General features: G+C 61.9%; 16 protein-coding genes. 8 read left to right on the top strand and 8 right to left on the bottom strand.

Going from position 1 to position 18,791, the window contains the following annotated elements:
- Positions 1–330 precede the first annotated feature (330 nt).
- A complete protein-coding gene (macA, locus tag NDJ82_RS12055; protein ID WP_112194921.1) occupies positions 331–1,482 on the top strand; it encodes a macrolide transporter subunit MacA in 1,152 nt (383 codons plus the stop codon).
- A 3-nt stretch (positions 1,483–1,485) separates the two neighbouring features.
- A complete protein-coding gene (locus tag NDJ82_RS12050; protein WP_250925527.1) occupies positions 1,486–3,444 on the top strand; it encodes a MacB family efflux pump subunit in 1,959 nt (652 codons plus the stop codon).
- A 146-nt stretch (positions 3,445–3,590) separates the two neighbouring features.
- Here the strand turns inward: NDJ82_RS12050 and NDJ82_RS12045 are convergent, their stop codons facing one another.
- The gene (locus tag NDJ82_RS12045) at positions 3,591–4,259 is read right to left on the bottom strand and encodes a helix-turn-helix transcriptional regulator (RefSeq protein WP_250925526.1); all 669 of its coding nucleotides are present in this window, start codon (positions 4,257–4,259) and stop codon (positions 3,591–3,593) included.
- A gap of 142 nt (positions 4,260–4,401) precedes the next feature.
- Positions 4,402–5,646 carry a methionine gamma-lyase gene (locus NDJ82_RS12040; protein ID WP_250925525.1) on the bottom strand — a complete coding sequence of 415 codons (1,245 nt, stop codon included), beginning with the start codon at positions 5,644–5,646 and terminating at the stop codon, positions 4,402–4,404.
- A gap of 123 nt (positions 5,647–5,769) precedes the next feature.
- Between NDJ82_RS12040 and NDJ82_RS12035 the strand changes: the two genes are divergently transcribed.
- The gene (locus NDJ82_RS12035) at positions 5,770–6,240 is read left to right on the top strand and encodes an Lrp/AsnC family transcriptional regulator (RefSeq protein WP_099585128.1); all 471 of its coding nucleotides are present in this window, start codon (positions 5,770–5,772) and stop codon (positions 6,238–6,240) included.
- A 96-nt stretch (positions 6,241–6,336) separates the two neighbouring features.
- Complete coding sequence (locus tag NDJ82_RS12030) at positions 6,337–6,774, top strand: carboxymuconolactone decarboxylase family protein (protein WP_099585127.1); 438 nt, start codon at positions 6,337–6,339, stop codon at positions 6,772–6,774.
- A 3-nt stretch (positions 6,775–6,777) separates the two neighbouring features.
- Here NDJ82_RS12030 and NDJ82_RS12025 read toward each other — a convergent pair whose 3' ends face one another.
- The gene (locus tag NDJ82_RS12025) at positions 6,778–8,940 is read right to left on the bottom strand and encodes a TonB-dependent siderophore receptor (RefSeq protein ID WP_250925524.1); all 2,163 of its coding nucleotides are present in this window, start codon (positions 8,938–8,940) and stop codon (positions 6,778–6,780) included.
- A gap of 127 nt (positions 8,941–9,067) precedes the next feature.
- On the bottom strand, positions 9,068–9,952 hold the full coding sequence (locus tag NDJ82_RS12020) for a helix-turn-helix domain-containing protein (protein ID WP_250925523.1): 885 nt from the start codon (positions 9,950–9,952) through the stop codon (positions 9,068–9,070).
- Positions 9,953–10,197: 245 nt separating this feature from the next.
- Between NDJ82_RS12020 and NDJ82_RS12015 the strand changes: the two genes are divergently transcribed.
- Both NDJ82_RS12015 and NDJ82_RS12010 read left to right on the top strand, forming a co-directional pair.
- A complete protein-coding gene (locus tag NDJ82_RS12015; RefSeq protein WP_191959486.1) occupies positions 10,198–11,493 on the top strand; it encodes an NAD(P)/FAD-dependent oxidoreductase in 1,296 nt (431 codons plus the stop codon).
- A gap of 55 nt (positions 11,494–11,548) precedes the next feature.
- Complete coding sequence (locus tag NDJ82_RS12010; protein WP_158878680.1) at positions 11,549–11,962, top strand: SRPBCC family protein; 414 nt, start codon at positions 11,549–11,551, stop codon at positions 11,960–11,962.
- 138 nt (positions 11,963–12,100) lie between these two features.
- On the opposite strand, the gene NDJ82_RS12005 is transcribed toward NDJ82_RS12010, so the two are convergent.
- Entirely contained in the window at positions 12,101–13,495 is a 1,395-nt protein-coding gene (locus NDJ82_RS12005) for a sensor histidine kinase (protein ID WP_099585122.1), read from the bottom strand.
- On the bottom strand, positions 13,473–14,156 hold the full coding sequence (locus tag NDJ82_RS12000; protein ID WP_010564812.1) for a response regulator transcription factor: 684 nt from the start codon (positions 14,154–14,156) through the stop codon (positions 13,473–13,475). The genes NDJ82_RS12005 and NDJ82_RS12000 overlap by 23 nt, the downstream gene beginning before the upstream one ends.
- Before the next feature lie 288 nt (positions 14,157–14,444).
- On the opposite strand from NDJ82_RS12000, the gene NDJ82_RS11995 reads away from it, so the two are divergent.
- Positions 14,445–15,350, top strand: a complete 906-nt coding sequence (locus tag NDJ82_RS11995; protein ID WP_250925522.1) for a hypothetical protein — start codon at positions 14,445–14,447, stop codon at positions 15,348–15,350.
- Between the two features lie 213 nt (positions 15,351–15,563).
- Here the strand turns inward: NDJ82_RS11995 and NDJ82_RS11990 are convergent, their stop codons facing one another.
- A complete protein-coding gene (locus tag NDJ82_RS11990; protein WP_112194935.1) occupies positions 15,564–16,472 on the bottom strand; it encodes a MurR/RpiR family transcriptional regulator in 909 nt (302 codons plus the stop codon).
- 82 nt (positions 16,473–16,554) lie between these two features.
- Positions 16,555–16,758 carry a hypothetical protein gene (locus NDJ82_RS11985; protein WP_250925521.1) on the bottom strand — a complete coding sequence of 68 codons (204 nt, stop codon included), beginning with the start codon at positions 16,756–16,758 and terminating at the stop codon, positions 16,555–16,557.
- On the opposite strand from NDJ82_RS11985, the gene NDJ82_RS11980 reads away from it, so the two are divergent.
- Positions 16,757–18,694 carry a bifunctional 5-dehydro-2-deoxygluconokinase/5-dehydro-2-deoxyphosphogluconate aldolase gene (locus NDJ82_RS11980; protein WP_099585119.1) on the top strand — a complete coding sequence of 646 codons (1,938 nt, stop codon included), beginning with the start codon at positions 16,757–16,759 and terminating at the stop codon, positions 18,692–18,694. The genes NDJ82_RS11985 and NDJ82_RS11980 overlap by 2 nt on opposite strands.
- The last annotated feature ends 97 nt before the right edge of the window (positions 18,695–18,791 follow it).

Genomic DNA, 18,791 nt, shown 5'->3' with positions numbered 1-18,791 from the left:
GAAGGCTTGTTGGGGCGAGGGAGCTTGCTCCCGATGAGGGGGTGTCAGTTGATGCAACTTTGGCTGAGCCACCGTTATCGGGGGCAAGCCCCCTCCCACATTTTGATCTCCATACATCAGGTGGGCCAAGGATGGCCCATCGCGGCGGCCCACGGATTCAAGCCGGAGTGAGGGCACACCGAGCCTAGGCGAGGTGCCGAGTGTTGGGGCAAGAGCACTTTGGTTACTTTGGGGCTTTTCCAAAGTGACCCGCCGTAAGGGCGGAACCAACAGCCGCCGTTACCCCAGAAACGGATATGTACCCGATCAAACCTCATCAAATGGTCACCTATGCAAAACTCTAAATTCCGCAAAATCGGCATATTCACCGTACTGGCCGTCGCCATCGGCCTGATCATCTACACCGTCCAGGCCCCAGCCGATGCACCGCTGTACCTCACCGCAACCGCCGAACGCGGCGATATCGAAAACGCCGTCCTGGCCACCGGCCTGCTCGAAGGCATCAAGCAGGTCGACGTCGGCGCCCAGGTCTCTGGGCAGTTGAAGTCGCTCAAGGTCAAGGTCGGCGACAAGGTCAAAAAGGGCCAGTGGCTGGCGGAAATCGACCCGCTGATCCTGCAGAACACCCTGCGCAAGGCCCAGGTGGATGAGGAAAACCTCCAGGCCCAGCGCCGGGCCACGGCGGCGCAGCTCAGGCAGGCCAAGTCGGTGTATGAGCGCTACAAAGGCTTGCAGAATGACGAGTCGGTCTCACGCCAGGATTTCGAAGACGCCGAATCGAGCTATCAGGTACAGCAGGCCAACCTGTTGGCCCTGGATGCGCAGATCAAAAGCGCGCATATCCAGATCGACACCGCCAAGATCAACCTGGACTACACCCGCATCAATGCGCCTATCGACGGCGATGTGGTGGGCATCGTCACCCAGGAAGGCCAGACGGTGATCGCCAGCCAGTTGGCACCGGTACTGCTCAAGTTGGCGGACCTCGACACAATGACGGTCAAGGCCCAGGTGTCGGAGGCGGATGTGATTCATATCAGCCCCGGCCAGCAGGTGTATTTCACCATCCTCGGTGAGGCCGACAAACGCTACTACGCCAAGCTGCGCGGTACCGAGCCGGCGCCGCAGAACTTCCTCGAAACCCAGACCGCCGGCACGCCCAAGCAGAACACGGCGGTGTTCTACAACGCGTTGTTCGATGTGCCCAACCCCGACCACCGCCTGCGCATCGCCATGACCGCCCAGGTGCGCATCGTGCTCGACACCGCCGAGGCCGCGTTGATGGTGCCGGTGGCCGCACTCGGGGCGCGCAACCAGGACGGCAGTTACGCGCTGCGGGTGCTGGACGCCAAGGGCAAGGCGGTGTCGCGGGATGTGAAGACCGGCATCAACAACAACGTCAAGGTGCAGATCCTGGACGGACTGGCCGAGGGCGATAAAGTGGTGATCGGCGATGCGTCGCCTGCCGTGGCGGGGAACTGACGGATGAGCCAGCCACTGTTGGAACTCAAGGGCATCACCCGCAGTTTCATGGCCGGCGAGCGCGAATTCATTGCGCTCAAGGGTATCGACCTGATGATTCAGGCCGGGGAAATGGTCGCGATTATCGGTGCGTCCGGGTCCGGAAAGTCCACCTTGATGAACATCCTCGGCGGCCTGGACTACGCCACCGCCGGCAGCTACAAAATCAATGGCATCGAAACCCGCTCGTTGGGCGATGAGCAACTGGCGGAGCTGCGTCGCGATTACTTCGGGTTCATCTTCCAGCGCTACCACTTGCTGGCGCACCTCAGCGCCTTGCACAACGTGGAAATGCCGGCGATCTATGCCGGCACTCCTGAGACCCAACGCCACAGTCGCGCACGGGAATTGCTCGAACGGCTGGGCCTGGCCAGCCACACCACGCACCGGCCCAGCCAGCTCTCCGGCGGCCAGCAGCAGCGGGTGAGTATCGCGCGGGCCTTGATGAACGGCGGTGAAGTGATCCTCGCCGACGAACCCACCGGCGCTCTCGACACCCACAGCGGCAAGGAGGTGATGCGCATCCTCGCTGAACTGCACGCGGCGGGGCACACGGTGATCATCGTCACCCACGACCCGAAAGTGGCGGCGAATGCCCAGCGCATTGTCGAGGTCTGCGACGGCGAGATCATCAGTGACAAGGCCAACGCCAGCAGTGGCCTGGACGTGCCGGCCGAGACGCCGATAGAGCCGCGGCGCAGCGGCGCACGGCGCCTGGTGGCGAGCCTGGGGCTGTTCAAGGAAGCGTTCAACATGGCCTGGGTCGCGCTAGTGTCCCATCGCATGCGCACCTTGCTGACCATGCTCGGCATCGTCATCGGCATCACCTCAGTGGTGTCGATCTCGGCGATTGGCGAAGGCGCCAAGCGCTATGTGCTCAAGGACATCCAGGCGATCGGCAGCAACACCATCGATATCTTTTCCGGCACCAGTTTCGGCGACAGCCGCGCCTCGGCCATCGAAACCCTGATGCCATCGGATGTGGACGCGCTGAACCAGCTGTACTACGTGGACAGCGCCACGCCGGTGGTGGGCCGCAGTCTGTTGCTGCGCTACGGCAATATCGACCTGGACGCCCAGGTCAACGGTGTCAGCGACCGCTATTTCAAGGTCAAGGGCCTGAAGCTCGAAGCCGGTATTGCCTTCAGCGAAAGCGATGCCCGGCGCCAGGCCCAGGTGGTGGTGATCGACCACAACACCCGCCACCGCCTGTTCGGCCCGAACGTGGACCCGCTGGGCCAGGTGATCCTGGTGGGCAACCTGCCGTGCACGGTGATCGGCGTGACGGCCGACAACAAAAACATGTTCGCCGCCAGTAAGGCGCTCAACGTGTGGGTGCCTTACGAAACAGCGGCGGGGCGCCTGTTGGGCCAGCGTCATCTGGACAGCATCACCGTGCGCATCAAGGACGGCCAGCCGAGCAAGGTGGTCGAAGACAACGTCAACAAACTCATGCTGCAACGCCACGGCACCAAGGATTTTTTCACCAACAACCTCGACAGCATCATGCAGACGGTGCAGAAAACCAGCCGCTCCCTGGCGCTGCTGTTGTCGTTGATTGCCGTGATTTCATTGCTGGTGGGGGGGATTGGGGTGATGAATATCATGCTGGTGTCGGTCACCGAGCGTACCCGCGAGATTGGCATCCGCATGGCGGTGGGCGCGCGGCAGTCGGACATTCGCCAGCAGTTTCTGGTGGAAGCGGTGATGGTGTGCCTGATCGGCGGTTTGATTGGTATCTCACTGTCCTACGCGCTGGGGTTTCTGTTTTCGCTGTTTGTGAAGGAATGGGAGATGGTGTTTTCGGTCGGCTCAATCGTCACTGCCTTTGCCTGTTCGACGCTGATCGGCATTGTGTTTGGCTTTGTGCCGGCGCGGAACGCCGCGCGGCTGGACCCGATCGAGGCACTGGCGAGGGATTGACCCTCACCGGCAAGTGCAAGCTTCGGGTCGTAGCAGCTGCCGAGCCTTGGCGAGGCTGCGTAGCGGACGTATTGACACTCCGCGATCTGCGGGGCGCCAACGCAGCCTCGCTTGCGCTCGACAGCTGCTACGGGGCGACGGGAGGCTTAACTGGTGATGTCGTCCGTGGCGTACATCCACCGCAACAGCGAATGCCGCCCGCTGATCCCCAACTTGATCGCCGCCCGCTTGAGGTAGCTTTCAATCGTGTTGACCTTCAACGCCAGTTGCTCCGCCAACTCTGGCGCGGTGCGCCCGGCCAGCAGGCCCACGCACACTTCCAGCTCGCGGTTGGACAGGGTCAGGCCCGATTGCACCAGGCGCTCTTCAATGCGCCGGCGCAGGGTGTCGATGCCCTGGTTTTGCGGCGCCTTCGGGTCGCTGTCCTGGCTGCAGGGTTGAATCGCGGTGATGTGTTTTTCCACCATGGGCAGCAGCAGGGTGGAGAAGTCCTGCAGCATGCTGCGTTCCTGGGGCGAAAAGCTTTCGGACTGGTGCGAGCGGTACACCGACAGCACATAGCGCACGTCGTCTTTGCGGCGCGTGAGGTGCAGTTGTGCGGCGGGCTGTGCTTCGCCCAGGGCCGCCACCGAGTCGGTGTAGACCGGGCTGATCTTGCGGCGGGTGTGCCCGTCGGGGCTCACGTGCAATTGGGTGATATGGGTGGCGTCCACTGCCAGTTGGGTGAGGATCAGGTCATGCAGCATGCGTGGGAAATGGCGACTGCCGGTGCTGGCGATGACCTTGCCTATATGTGGGAACAGGTGTGAGTTCATCAGTTCGTCCATGAATGTCGAGTGCAGGACGTATGCTAGTACAGCCTGGCGGCGGCATGGGGATCCAATTGCCAAAAAAACCAGATTAACCACGGCCAACGGCGGCCGGAACTGTCCGACCGCCGCGAGGGGAGCACGGCGCTTATCTCACGGCATGCGCCGCCATCAGCGTTTGGCGTGGCACGGCGCGAGCACATTTGGCCAGCGCTTGTTGCACATCCGCCAGCAGGTCGGCCACATCCTCCAGCCCGACCGATAAACGCACCAACCCCTCGCTGATGCCATGGTGCGCACGCTCTTCGGGGGTGTAGGTGGAGTGGGTCATGCTCGCCGGGTGCTGGGCCAGGGATTCGGCGTCCCCGAGGCTGACCGCACGGGTGAACAGCTTGAGGGCGTTCATAAAGCGCCGACCGCTGTCGATCCCCCCCTTGAGTTCGAACGCAATCATGCCGCCCGCCTGGCTCATTTGCCGCGCTGCCAGCTCGTACTGCGCGAAAGCGCGCAGCCCCGGATACGTGACCCACTCCACCGCCGGGTGCGCCTGCAAGGCTTCGGCCACCGCCTGGGCGTTGCTGCAATGGCGGTCCATGCGCAGGGCCAGGGTCTTGAGGCCGCGCATCAGCAGCGCGGCGTCCTGGGGCGACATCACCGCGCCGGTCAGATCCTTGAGGCCTTGCAAGCGAATGCGCTGGGCCGTGGCCAGGTTGCTCACGGCGATGCCGGCGGTGATATCGCCGTGGCCGCTGAGGTATTTGGTGGCCGAGTGCACCACCACATCCGCGCCCAGTTCCAGCGGGCGTTGCAGGTACGGCGTGCAGTAGGTGTTGTCGATCACGACCGTGACATTCGGCTGTTGATGGGCGAGGGCGGCCACGGCGGCGATGTCCACCAATTGCAGGGTGGGGTTGGCCGGGGTTTCACAGTAGATCATGCGGGTGGCGGGGCTGAGCGCCGCTTGCAGGGCGGCCAGGTTGGTGAGGTCCACATGGCGCACCTTGATGCCGAACTCACCAATGCCGTGGTGCAACAGGGCGAAGGTGCAGCCGTAGAGGGTCTGGCTGACGATCACTTCATCGCCTGGCCGCAGCAAGGTCCAGAATGTCGCGGCAATCGCGCCCATGCCGGAACTGAACGCTACCGCCGCCTCGCCGTTTTCCAGGGTGGCCATGCGCGACTCCAGCAGCGCCAGGGTCGGGTTGGAAATGCGTGTGTAGAAGTGGCCGCTGGCTTCGCCGGCAAAACACGCGGCGCCGTATTCGGCAGTCGGGAAGGCAAAGGTGGCCGAGAGGTAGACCGGTGGCACGAGCGCGCCATGGTGGTCCTTGGGGTCGTAGCCGTGGTGGATGGCGCGGGTGGAAAAGCCGAATGCAAGGTGTTTATTGTTCATGTCGGGCGCTCCTTATTTCCTACAATGCTATGCTCATAACCACAGATGGATTTTGCAAACTTTGCCGACAAATCCCGCGTTAAGGGATGAAAAACCCCTAAAAACAACAAACAGAGGCACATCATGCCCGTCACTCTGGACCGCACCGACAAGGCGTTGTTAAACGCCCTGCAAGGCAATGCCCGTCTCACCGTGGCCGAACTGGCCGACCGCGTGTCCCTGACCACCTCACCGTGCTGGCGTCGCGTACGTAACTTGGAAGAGAGCGGGGTGATCAGCGGTTACCAGGCGATTCTTTCGCCCAAGGCGCTGGGGTATGGGGTGACGGCGTTTGTCAGCATCATGATGGAGAGCCACACCCAGGACATCGCCCGGGCGTTCGAGCAGCGCTTGTTGGAGATTCCGGAAATCGTGGCGTGTCACAACGTGTCCGGGCGCTATGACTTTTTGCTCGAAGTAGTGGCCAAGGACCTGGAGTCGTTTGGCGAGTTTGCGCGGGAGGTGTTGCAGACGCTGCCGTGCGTCAAGGAGATCTATTCGAGTTTTTCCTATAAGTCGGTGCGGCCGTTGCGGGTGATTCCATTGCCGGGCTGACGCATTGGCTACCTGATCTTCTCCACAATTGGATATTTCTCGCGGCTGCGACGGTGACTAACCTAGCCACCAATCCCACCGTCCTGGAGTTCCACCATGCAAGCCCGTACCGATTTCTACACCGCATCCCCAGACGCCATGAAAGCCATGCTTGCCCTGGAAGCGGCGGTCGGCAAACTCTCTATCGAGTTGCCGTTGCTGGAGCTGATCCGCCTGCGCGTGTCGCAGATCAACGGCTGTGCCTTCTGCCTCGACATGCACACCGCCGATGCCCGCAAGGGCGGCGAGACCGAGCGGCGCCTTTACACCCTGTCGGCCTGGCGTGAAACGCCGTTCTTCACCCCACGCGAACGTGCGGCGCTGGCCTGGGCCGAAAGCCTGACGCTGATCAGCCAGACCCACGCCCCGGATGAAGATTTCAATGCACTGGCGGCCGAGTTCAGCGCCCAGGAACAGATCGACCTGAGCGTCGCGATTGCCACCATCAACAGCTGGAACCGGTTGGCAGTGGGTTTTCGCAAGATGCCCAAGTAAGCCTCAGAAGTTGACCGACGCACTCAGCCGCGCCGTCAGAGGCGCGCCCTGGAACAGATAGTCATCGCCCATGTACTCGCCCGCGTCGCGCCAGTAGCGCTTGTCGAACAGGTTGTCGACGCTCAGGCGAAACACCGTTTCATAGCCGTCCACCTTGGTGGTGTAGCGGCTGCCGAAGTTGACCACCGCGTAATCCCCCACCTCCACATTGCCGCTGCGGTTGGCGTACTTCTTGGCGCTGTATTGCACACCGCCCAGCACCGCCAACCCATTCACCCACGGCAACGCATAGTCCGCGTAGACACTGGCGCGCAGCTTCGGCACGTTGATCGCCTGGTGCGCTTCGTATTCCGGCGTGCCGCTGCCGGTCACCCGCGCGCGAATGGCTGCCACGCTGCTGGAGATTTGCAGGCGCTCAGTGGCCCAGCCGTTGGCCGAGAGTTCCACGCCGGTGTTTTTCTGCTCGCCCTGCTGCACATAGGTGAAGTCGCCGGCAGCGTCGGGCTTGGCGTACTGATAGGCCTGGCGGGTCTGGAACACGGCGGCGGCGAAGCTGATGCGGCGCCAGTCGTATTTCACGCCGGCTTCGATCTGGCGGGAGGTGGTGGGGGCGAGGGTTTCATCGGCGTTGGTGGCGAACCACGGCGCCGTGCCGCCCAGGGACAGGCCCTTGCTGTAGCTGGTGTAGAGCGAGACGTTTTCAATCGGTTTGTAGATCAGCGACGCCTGGGGCAGGAACACGTATTGCTGGGTATGGCGGGTCTGATTGCCAGTTTCGCCGTCGAAGGCCTTTTCATCCAGGCGCACCTCACGACCACCGAGGATGGTTTGCCATTGCTCGTTGAAGCGGATGCGGTCGGTGACGAACACGCCGTATTGGCGGCTGTCGAGGTTGCGGTGGCTGTCATTCAGCGGTTTGTCGGTGGGGGTGAATGTCGGCGTGTCTTCGTCGATGTTGCTGGTGCCGATGTACTCGTTGACCGGCTTGCGCTTGTCGACCACCCGGCGGAACGCACTGGTGCCGACGGTCAGCTCATGGCCGATACCTGCGGTGTCGAACAGCCCGGTCATGGCCGCCTGGACTTCATCGTCGCGGCGGGTGTCGTCGGGGCTGCGGTAGTCGTAGACGTCGTAGCTGCCCTCGGGGCTGAAGGTGTTTGGCACCTTGGCCGTGCAACTGGTCGAGCCGTAGCAGCCCCAGGCAAACGAACTGTAGTCGTCGATCACCACCTTGCTGCGCGCCGCGCTGACGCTGCCTTGCCACTGGTCGCTGAAGCGGTATTCAAACTTGCCGTTGAGGTTCAGCGAGTCGATGCCGACCTGCCTGGAACCGCTCTGATGGCCGAGCAGTTTTTTCGGCGAGGCGTCGTGGGGCAGTTCGGTGCCGCCGAGCAATTGATAACCCGGTACCGAACGTTGTTGCTTGTTCTGGTACTCGGCGTCGAGTTGCAGCACGGCGTCGGGGCTGATGTTCCAGTCGAAGGCCAGGGACACAAAGTCGCGCTGGCCATTGGCGTGCTCGACATAGGAGTTGAGGTCTTCGTGGGCCACGTTCGCGCGCAGGCCGAATTGCTGCTCAGTGCCAAACCAACCGCCGACATCGGTGGCGATGTAGCCGCTGCCACGATCATCGGTGGAGACCGTGACCGAACGTACATCCTCCGGGCGCTTGGTCACGTAGTTGATCACGCCGCTGGGTTCGGAAATCCCGCTTTGCAGGCCCGCCAGGCCCTTGAGCACTTCGACCTGCTGCTTGTTTTCCAGGGCGACGTTCTGCTCGCCGGTGATGGTGCGCCCGTTGATCTTGTAGCTGCTGGCCGCGTTCAGCGAAAAGCCGCGCACCACAAAGTTTTCGTAGTAGCCAATCGGCGCATAGCTGTCGCCCACCGAGGCGTCGTTGCGCAGCACTTCACTGAGCAGGCGCGCTTGCTGGTCCTTGATCAGGGCGGCGTTGAGCACGGTGATCGAGGCTGGGGTGTCCAGCAGCGGTGTTTCGCTGAAGCCACCGACCGAGGCGGTATCGGCGCGATAACCGGCCTCATCCTGGCCCTGGACCTTCACCGCCGGCAGTTCGATCTCTGCCGCGAGGCTGTTGCCGATACCGCCGCTGAGCAGCAGGCCGAGGGCGAAACGGGAAGTGACGACGGGACGAAAACGCAAAACCATGGGGGCAAGGCCTTAAAGCGCAGGGCGGGGGGCGCATAAGCTAGGCATAACGGCGCGGTTTTACAAGTTATTGAGAATGGCCGCACAGACATCACAGAAGTCCGCTCACCATAAAAACCTGATGTCCTCAGGAGCGCTTGAGGGTCTCGCTTGGCAGCTCGTTGAACAGCGCACGGTAGCTGTGCGAGAACCGCCCCAAATGCCAGAACGACCAGTTCATCGCCACTTCAGCCACGGTGCGGTCGACTGCGGTCAGCAAGTCCCGCCGTGCGCCATTCAAGCGGCGCAGCCTCATCCACTGCGCCGGGCTCATCCCGGTGTAGGTCTTGAAGCCTTGCTGCAGCTGGCGCAAGGACACGCCGGCGATCTGTGCCAGTTCCAGCAGGTTGACGGTTGCATCCGGCGCATCCGCCGCCCACTCACCGATGCGCGCCATCAACTGGCGTTCTTCACTGCGTCTTCGCAATGAGCTGCGATCCAGGCAGACACAGGCGTTGTCGAGGATGAACAGGCAGTCGTCAAGCAGTTGCCGGGTGAGGGAGACCGGGTCGACGACTGTGGACAAGCGCGTCAGCGTGCCACTGAGCCAGCGGCTGAACAGCGCGTTCTGCTGGGAGGTCAGCGGGGCCATGAACAGGCCTTCCAGCTTCGTCACATCCAAGCCATGGCGCTGCACGAATTGCGGGCCGAACACCACCGCCACTTCGCGGTAGTTTTCCGGGGTGATCCAGGTATTGCGGCTTTCGCCATTGAGCAGGTACAGCGCGTTGTCACTGCCATCGAAACAGAACGCCAGCGAGCCCGGGGGGGCATTGAAATGCTGCTCGACGCGCGTATTCATGCACTCTTCGTACACCTGCACGCCCTGCAGATCGAGGTAGCGGATGCGCCCGGCAAAGTGCCCGGGGGACATCTGCTGGTACTGCTGCACCCAGCCAGGTGTTGCATTGCATTGGGCGGCCACATCACCAGTGGCGAAGGCCTGTAAGCGCGAAGCGGTTGCCAGTGTCATGAAGAATCCGTGCGCACTCTATTGGTGCGTTGTGCTGCGTGCAAAGTGGATAGATGCCGTTCGAAGGCTGGCCCAAGATAGACCTCAATGCGTCTTGTGAACAAGCTTCTCCCGCTGGCCCTTGAATATCGCCTATTCGATTGCCAAGGAAGGCTCCACCCTGTGGTTCGAGCTGCTGGCGATTCCACCGACCCCGGCAACCATGCGCCTGATGACCGCGCCTGGAGCAAAGTGAAGGCCCATAAATGATCCAGTCCAACGACCACGCCCGCTCCTATTACCGGGCCACGGCCAATGCCATGCCTGAGCGGCCGAGCCTGGACGCCGACCTGAGTGCCGATGTGTGCGTAATCGGCGCCGGTTTTACTGGCATCAACACCGCCATCGAACTGGCTCAGCGCGGGCTCTCGGTGATTGTGCTGGAGGCCCGGCGCGTCGGTTGGGGCGCCAGCGGGCGCAATGGCGGGCAGTTGATCCGCGGGATCGGCCACGATGTGTCGGGGTTCGCCAAATACGTGGGGGAGGAGGGTGTGCATTACCTGCAGCGCGCCGGCATCGACTCGGTGGCGCTGGTGGGCGAGCGCATTCGTGAGCATGGCATCGACTGTGATCTGCGCTGGGGTTTCTGCGAGCTGGCCAACACCCCGGCGCAGTTCGCGGCGTTCAAGGCGGAGCAGGAGGGCCTTGGGCGATTGGGTTATACCCATGAAACCCGCCTGGTTGGGCCGCAGGATATGCCGCAGGTAGTGGGCTCGACCGTGTACGCCGGCGGCCTGGTGGACATGGGCTCCGGGCATTTGCACCCATTGAACCTGGTGCTGGGTGAAGCGCAGATGGCTGAGTCCCTCGGCGTGAAAATCTTCGAGCACACCGAAGTGCTGGAGCTGATCCACGGCGACACCGTGCACGTGCGCTGCGCCGCTGGCACGGTGCGCGCCGCCAGCCTGGTGCTGGCCTGCAATGCGCACCTCGAAGAACTGGAACCGCGCCTGAGCGGCAAGGTGTTGCCGGCGGGCAGCTACATCATCGCCACCGAGCCGCTGTCGCAGGCGCTGGCCAACCAACTCATCCCGCAGAACCTGGCGCTGTGCGACCAGAAAGTCGGCCTGGATTACTACCGGTTGTCGGCCGACCGTCGCCTGCTGTTCGGCGGTGCCTGCCATTATTCCGGGCGCGACCCGGCGGACATTGCCGCGTATATGCAGCCCAAGCTGCTCAAGGTGTTCCCGCAACTGGCTGACACCGCCATCGCGTTTCAGTGGGGCGGCAAGATCGGCATCACCGCCAACCGTTTCCCTCAGGTCGGGCGGTTGCAGCAGTACCCGAATGTGTTCTACGCCCAAGGCTATTCCGGCCACGGGCTGAATGTGACCCACTGGTGCGCGCGACTGCTGGCCGAGGCGATTCATGCAGGTCACAGTCAGGGTCTGGATGTTTTCAGCCAGGTGCCGCATATGACCTTTCCCGGCGGCAAGGCGCTGCGTTCGCCGCTGCTGGCGTTGGGGATGTTGTGGTATCGACTGCGGGAATTGATGCATTGACCGGCTTTGCGTGGCAGGCTGAACGACGTTTTCCTACGACTTTTGGAGATTTACCGTGCCAACAGCATCTGCAGTGATTGAAATCCCGGTATCGGCCGACACGGTCTGGCAATGGGTAGGCGGCTTCAACAGCCTGCCGGACTGGTTGCCGCTGATCGCCAAGAGCGAACCGGGCGAAGGCGGCCGCTTGCGCCACCTGACCACCGCCGACGGTGGTTCGATCGTCGAGCGTTTGCAGACCTTTGATAACGTGGCGCGCACCTACAGCTACACCATTGAGGGGGCATCGCCATTTCCGGTGACGGCCTACCTGGCGACGTTGCAGGTTGAGGCGTTGAGCGAATCATCGGCGAAGGTGACATGGTCCGGTGTGTTTACCCCGTCGGCCGGCACTACGGATGCAGCGGTGGAAGAGCTGTTCGCTGGGTTATACAAGGGAGGGGTTGAGGCGCTGCGGGCGAATTTCTGAGCTGATCAGATCTATTACGCACCGCAGGGCCAATGTGGGAGGGGGCTTGCCCCGATGGCAGTTTTTCAGTTATTGATCAGGTGACTGACACACTGCTATCGGGGGCAAGCCCCCTCCCACATTTGGAACCCAGTCGCCTTAGGCTTCGGGCATCAGTTGCTGGCGACATTCCAGCACTAGCCTCGCACCGCCTTGCTCGCTGGTGCCGACGTCCAACTTGAACCCGTGCAAATTGATAATCGCCGCCACAATCGACAAGCCCAAGCCGAACCCACCTTGCTGGTCGCTCTCATCCACGCGATAAAACCGCTGGAACACCGCTTTGCGTTCCGCCGCCGGTATGCCTGGCCCGGAGTCATGGACTTCGATGCGTGTGCTGCCGCCGTCGTTGACCCCGCGCAAAATCACTTCGCCGCCCGCCGGGGAGAACTTGATCGAGTTGCTCAGCAGGTTGGCCAGGGCTTCAAACAGCAACGCGCGGTCGCCGGTGATCCACGGCAGGGAGTCTGGTACTTGCAGTAAAAGCTGCAACTCGCCTTCTTCGGCCAGGGGCAGGTAGAAGTCGTGCAACTCGCGCAGCAATGGCAGCGGGTCCATCACCAGAAAGCCTGAGCGACGTTGGTGATCTTCCAGTTCCGAGATACGCAACAGCCCGCGAAAACGCGCCATCAGGGTGTCGGTTTCAGCAATGGCGTCGTCCAGTTGCAGCGCATGGGCCGACTCGGCTTCGGCCTGCTGCTTGATGCGGTACAACTGAGCCCGCAGACGGGTGAGCGGGGTGCGCAGGTCGTGGGCGATGTTGTCGCACACGCCCTTGACCTCGTTCATCAGCTTCTCGATGCGGTCGAGCATGGCGTTGACGATGGCCGCGAGCATGTCGAGCTCGTCACGCCGGTTGGACAGCGGCAAGCGATGGGTGAGGTCGCCGGCGACGATCGCTTCGGCACTGGCCTGGATCCCGCGAATCCGCCGCAGCGGACGTCGGCGCAGTAAATGCCAGCCTGCAGCGCCGGGGATGATCGTCAGTGACAGCGCCCACAGCAAGGCATGCCAGATGATCCGCGTCACACCAAACAACGAGCCATTGGCGCGCACCAGCACCAGCCAGCGGCCGTCGTCGGTGTGGGTGGCCACGGCGTCGCAGCTGTCCTTGGGCAGTTTGGGGTCGTCGGAGTCGACGCAGTTGGACAGGGCGTGGATCTTGCCGTCCAGCGGCAGGTCCGGCGGGATCGCACGGATCGGCCCGCTCAAAGGGCGAAATTGCTCGTCGAACAAGCCGTAGGCGTCCACGCCCTTCATGTCGAAGGTCATGCTGGTGGTCAACGCTTCCACCAGCTCTTCGCCGTCAAAGCGCTGGAACAGATGCTGGCGCTGCATCAGCGAATGGCGCGACAGGTCGCTCAGGTAACCGGACACTTCGTAATACAGCACCCCCATGAGGATGCAGCTCCAGGCTACGAACAGCGAGCTGTACAACGCCAGCAAACGGCTGCTGGAAGAACGCCAGCCTTTAGAGGGGTTCAGCAATGACATAACCCGAACCTCGTACCGTGCGGATCAACGGCGTGAGGCCCGGTGGATCGATTTTCTTGCGCAGGCGACCGATGTGCACGTCGATCAGGTTGGTGCCCGGGTCGAAGTGATAGCCCCAGACTTCCTCGAAGATCATCATCCGCGACAGGATCTGCCCGGTGTTGCGCATCAGGAACTCCAGCAGTTTGTACTCGGTGGGCAACAGGCTCAGAGGCTGATCGGCGCGGCTGGCTTCGCGGCTGATCAGGTTGAGTTCGAGGTCGGCCACGCGCAGGGCGGTTTCGAATTCCTTGACCGTGCTTTTGCGCCGCAGCAGCACTTCGACGCGGGCGGCCATTTCATCGGAGGCGAATGGCTTGGTCAGGTAGTCATCACCGCCGGCGCGCAGGCCGCGCACGCGCTCGTCCACGTCGGAGAGGGCGCTGATCATCAGGATCGGCGTCGACACCCCGATGGTGCGCAAGGTGGTGACGATGGCCAGCCCATCCAGTTCGGGCAGCATGCGGTCGAGGGTGATCAGATCGTAATCACCACTCACGGCGCGGACCAGGCCTTCGCGGCCGTTGTCCACCCAGTCTACGTCCAGTCCATGGCTACTCAGCTCGGCGACGATCTCGCGGGCCGTTACGGCGTCATCCTCGATGGTCAAAATGCGGGTCATAGGATTACCTGGTGAGCGATTCACACTAGAAGTGGGGGCATTTTGCCAAGAAATGGCTGAACGCTTCCTAAATAAAACTTCATGTTGGCAAAACCGATACTTTTCCAGGGGAATGCATAACGCACGCCTTCCTGCCGCCGCTCTTGCAACTTGCATGGAACGAGTAAGTTCAACTTATTTAAGTTTTTGAAATATATAGATATTTATTTTTATGCCGACTGGCATGGTGCCTGCACTGTCCCTTTTGAGACTTGTAACACTATTTTTCCTGCCGGGAGCACAACAACAATGATCACATCCTCATCCACGCTGCAAGCGTCGAGCACGCACTCCGGGGTTTCCTGGGGAGCGATCTTTGCCGGGGCCGCTGCGGCGGCTGCACTGTCGTTGATCCTGGTACTGCTGGGTTTCGGCCTGGGTTTTTCGGCGGTGTCGCCGTGGGCCGATAGCGGTATCAGTGCCAAGGGGCTTGGCATTTCCACTATTGTCTGGCTGGCGTTTACCCAGATCGTCGCATCCGGGTTGGGCGGTTATATCGCCGGACGCTTGCGAGTGAAGTGGTCCGGAATGCATGGCGACGAGGTGTACTTTCGTGACACGGCCCATGGCTTCCTGGCCTGGGCGGTCGCGACGTTGATTACCGCAGTGCTGGTGGTCGGCTCGGTCAGCAGTGTCGTGAGCGGTGGTGTGAAAGCCGGCGCCAGTGTCGCAGCGGGCGCCGCCAGCGGAATCACCCAAGCAGCGGGCAGTGCGGCCAAAGGCGTCAACGGCGGCGACTTCGACTATTACGTCGACAGCCTGTTCCGTGACGACCGCCCGGTTGCCGTCAGCGATGACGCGGCCCACGGCGTGGTAGCGCGCATCTTCACTCGCACCCTGAGCAACGATGGCCAACTGGCCGCTGAAGACCGTGCCTACCTGGCGCAGTTGATCAGCCAGCGCACCAACCTCAGCCAGGCCGAGGCCGAAGCGCGCATCGACAAGGTCTATGGCGATGCCCGTAAAGCTGTCGAAGACGCCAAGCTCAAAGCCAAGCAGGCCGCTGACACGGCCGCCAAAGTGGCTGCCTACACGTCGCTGTGGACGTTTGTTGCCCTGTTGATCGGTGCGTTCTTTGCCAGCTTCGCTGCGACCTTTGGTGGTCGTCGTCGCGATGCGGTGGTGTACGTCGAAACCGAAAACTACGTTCGTTAATTCAAGGAGAACACCATGCGCTCATTACTTCTGTGGTTCCTCGGCGTGCCAATTCCGGTGATCATCCTGATCGCAATTTTCATGCACTGATGCCGGTCCAGTGTGGGAGGGGGCTTGCCCCCGATAGCGGAATATCAGTCAGCTCAGCCGACGACTGATACATCGCCATCGGGGGCAAGCCCCCTCCCACATTTGGTCTGCAGTGTCAGGAAGTCAGTCGTCGAACCCGACCTGCTCGTGAATCTCATCCACCTTCAACTCCAACCGATACGCTACCGCGATAAACAGCGCCTGGCACAGGCACAAGGTGGCGCTCAGCGAGCGGAAAGCAAACGACGAACCTTCATTCACCAACAACACCGCGTTCGCCCGCTTGGCCAGGGGCGACAGGTTGCTGTCGGTGATGATCAGGGTCTTGGCCTGATGGTGCTGGGCGATGCGCAGGCAGTGTTGGGTCTCCTTGCCATACGGCGTGAAGCTGATGGCGATCACCAGGTCATTGGCGCGTACGCTGCGCATCTGCTCGCGGTAGCTGCCGCCCAGGCCGGAAATCAAATGGATGCGCTTGTTGGTGTGCTGCAGGTTGTAGACCAGGTAGTCGGCCACCGCGAACGAACGGCGCACACCCACCACGTAGATATTGTCGGCGTTGACCACCAGGTCCACGGCCTTGTCGAACGCAACGTCATCCAGTTCCAGCCCCAGACGCTCGATGCCCGATAGCGTGGCGTTCACGCATTCGCGCGCCAGGTCGCCGCCGCTGGCCTTCTGCGACTTGTTGGCAATCATGCTGCGAATGCGCTGCTGGTAGTTCTGTACCGGCGTGGTCTTGTGGGTGTAGGCCTCGCGAAACAGCGCCTGCATCTCACTGAAACCACTGAAGCCGAAACGCTGGGAGAACCGCACGATGGCCGACGGATGCACTTCGCATTCACGGGCAATGTCGCTGATGCGGTCGACCATGATCCGGTCGCTCTGCTGGCTCATGTAGCTGGCGATGCGCTTGAGCTGGCGCGGCAGGCTTTCGTATTCGTCGGTGATCAGCTGCAACAGGCGTTCGGCATTGACCGGAGTGCTGGCGAGTGGGGCTTCCAGGGTGGTCTCGGGATCGGTGCGGGACATGGGCAATCCTTCTGGCGTGTTCGTCTGATGCGCTGATGGGTGGCGCAAGTCTACAGGGTAGGCGCAAAAAAATACCCCGGCATCACGGCGCCCGTGGGCTGCTGAAACGATGCACGCGGGCTGGGGTGCCATTATGCCGGCTTATTGGAAAAAATATTCCACTAAAAATAATTATGGAATAAATATTGATTGCGGCCGCCGGACGTTCTAGTCTGCTCTCACCAAGAGCGTGTGCCGTCACCACGGCGGCACCACGCAGGCTGATAAAAATAACAGGAGCCAGCATGGGCCAGACTCGTTTTGCCAGTGGGCGTCAATTGGATCTGATTTGCCTCGGGCGCCTGGGCGTCGACCTCTACGCACAGCAAGTAGGTGCGCGGCTTGAGGACGTGTCCAGCTTCGCCAAGTACCTCGGCGGTTCCTCCGCCAACATCGCCTTCGGCACTGCCCGACTGGGCCTCAAGTCGGCGATGCTGAGCCGCGTGGGGGACGACCATATGGGTCGCTTCCTGGTGGAATCCCTGGCCCGCGAAGGCTGTGATGTCAGCGGCATCAAGGTCGACCCGGAACGGCTCACCGCCCTGGTGCTGCTGGGCCTCAAGGACCGCGAAACCTTCCCGTTGGTGTTCTACCGCGAAAACTGCGCCGACATGGCCCTGCGCGCCGAAGACATCAGCGAAGCCTTTATTGCCTCCAGCAAGGCGCTGCTGATCACCGGCACGCATTTCTCCACCGATGGCGTGTACAAGGCCAGCATCCAGGCGCTGGACTATGCGGCCAAGCACAACGTCAAGCGCGTGCTGGATATCGACTACCGCCCGGTGCTGTGGGGCCTGGCGGGCAAGGCGGATGGCGAGACGCGGTTTGTCGCCGACCAGAATGTCAGCCAGCATGTGCAGAAAATCCTGCCGCGTTTCGACCTGATCGTCGGCACCGAGGAAGAATTCCTGATCGCCGGTGGCAGTGAAGACCTGCTCACCGCACTGCGCACCGTGCGCGAACTCACGCCCGCCACCTTGGTAGTCAAGCTCGGCCCGCAGGGTTGCACGGTGATTCACGGTGCGATTCCTGCGCGCCTGGAAGACGGCGCGATCTACCCCGGCGTGCGCGTCGAAGTGCTCAATGTGCTGGGCGCCGGCGATGCGTTTATGTCGGGCTTTCTCAGCGGCTGGATCAACGACGCCAGCGATGAACGTTGCAGCCAACTGGCCAATGCCTGTGGCGGCCTGGTGGTCTCGCGCCACGCCTGCGCCCCGGCCATGCCGACGCCGGCCGAGCTGGATTACCTGTTCAACAGCCCGGTGCCGATCACCCGGCCGGACCAGGACGTGACCCTGCAACGCCTGCACCGCGTCAGCGTGCCGCGCAAGCAATGGAAGCAATTGTTCATCTTTGCCTTCGACCACCGCTGGCAATTGGTCGACCTGGCGCAGCGCGGCGGCCAGGATCCGGCGCGTATCAGCGACATCAAGCAACTGTTTATCCAGGCCATCGAACGGGTGGAAAAAAAGCTCGCCGAGCAGGGCGTTGCCGCCGATGTGGGCCTGTTGGCCGACCAGCGCTTCGGCCAGGACGCGCTCAACGCCGCCAGCGGTCGCGGCTGGTGGATCGCGCGCCCGGTGGAAGTGCAGAACTCGCGGCCCCTGGCCTTCGAACATGGGCGTTCGATTGGCAGCAACCTGATCGCCTGGCCCCAGGAACAGATCATCAAGTGCCTGGTGCAATTCCACCCGGATGACGAACCCTTGTTGCGCCTGGAACAGGAAGCCCAACTCAAGGCCGTGTATGACGCGTCCCTGGTCAGCGGCCATGAACTGCTGCTGGAAGTCATCCCGCCCAAGGATCACCCGTCCACCTACCCGGACGCGCTCTATCGCAGCCTCAAGCGCCTGTACAACCTGGGCATCTACCCGGCGTGGTGGAAGATCGAAGCGCAGTCGGCCGAGGACTGGAAAAAGCTCGATGCGCTGATCCAGGAGCGCGACCCGTACTGCCGTGGCGTGGTGTTGCTGGGCCTGAATGCCTCGGCACAGTTTCTCGCAGACGGCTTCCAGCAAGCACGCCTGAGCACCACCTGCCGTGGGTTTGCCGTGGGTCGCACGATTTTCCAGGAGCCGAGCAAGGCGTGGATGGCGGGGGAGATTGATGATGAAACCCTGATCCAGCAGGTACAGGCGACGTTCGAGCAACTGATCAATGCCTGGCGCAGTGCCCGAACCTGAACCCAGTTCTAATTTGAAAGGCAATCCAATGTGGGAGGGGCAAGCCCCTTCCCACATAAAGCAGATCTCAGTGATACCTGAAAATAATAAAGGTGCA

The sequence above is a fragment of the Pseudomonas sp. SR18 genome, from assembly GCF_023701505.1.
In the GTDB taxonomy this organism is placed as follows: domain Bacteria; phylum Pseudomonadota; class Gammaproteobacteria; order Pseudomonadales; family Pseudomonadaceae; genus Aquipseudomonas; species Aquipseudomonas cyclaminis.
The sequence above is the reverse complement of the archived record's forward strand: the minus strand, read 5'-3'. Positions and strand labels throughout refer to the sequence as shown.

Coding starts and splice junctions, on each gene's coding strand:
- macA (WP_112194921.1), top strand. CDS start 331: ATGCAAAACTCTAAATTCCGCAAAATCGGCATATTCACCGTACTGGCC.
- NDJ82_RS12050 (WP_250925527.1), top strand. CDS start 1,486: ATGAGCCAGCCACTGTTGGAACTCAAGGGCATCACCCGCAGTTTCATG.
- NDJ82_RS12045 (WP_250925526.1), bottom strand. CDS start 4,259: ATGAACTCACACCTGTTCCCACATATAGGCAAGGTCATCGCCAGCACC.
- NDJ82_RS12040 (WP_250925525.1), bottom strand. CDS start 5,646: ATGAACAATAAACACCTTGCATTCGGCTTTTCCACCCGCGCCATCCAC.
- NDJ82_RS12035 (WP_099585128.1), top strand. CDS start 5,770: ATGCCCGTCACTCTGGACCGCACCGACAAGGCGTTGTTAAACGCCCTG.
- NDJ82_RS12030 (WP_099585127.1), top strand. CDS start 6,337: ATGCAAGCCCGTACCGATTTCTACACCGCATCCCCAGACGCCATGAAA.
- NDJ82_RS12025 (WP_250925524.1), bottom strand. CDS start 8,940: ATGGTTTTGCGTTTTCGTCCCGTCGTCACTTCCCGTTTCGCCCTCGGC.
- NDJ82_RS12020 (WP_250925523.1), bottom strand. CDS start 9,952: ATGACACTGGCAACCGCTTCGCGCTTACAGGCCTTCGCCACTGGTGAT.
- NDJ82_RS12015 (WP_191959486.1), top strand. CDS start 10,198: ATGATCCAGTCCAACGACCACGCCCGCTCCTATTACCGGGCCACGGCC.
- NDJ82_RS12005 (WP_099585122.1), bottom strand. CDS start 13,495: ATGTCATTGCTGAACCCCTCTAAAGGCTGGCGTTCTTCCAGCAGCCGT.
- NDJ82_RS12000 (WP_010564812.1), bottom strand. CDS start 14,156: ATGACCCGCATTTTGACCATCGAGGATGACGCCGTAACGGCCCGCGAG.
- NDJ82_RS11995 (WP_250925522.1), top strand. CDS start 14,445: ATGATCACATCCTCATCCACGCTGCAAGCGTCGAGCACGCACTCCGGG.
- NDJ82_RS11990 (WP_112194935.1), bottom strand. CDS start 16,472: ATGTCCCGCACCGATCCCGAGACCACCCTGGAAGCCCCACTCGCCAGC.
- NDJ82_RS11980 (WP_099585119.1), top strand. CDS start 16,757: ATGGGCCAGACTCGTTTTGCCAGTGGGCGTCAATTGGATCTGATTTGC.
- NDJ82_RS11985 (WP_250925521.1), bottom strand. CDS start 16,758: ATGCTGGCTCCTGTTATTTTTATCAGCCTGCGTGGTGCCGCCGTGGTG.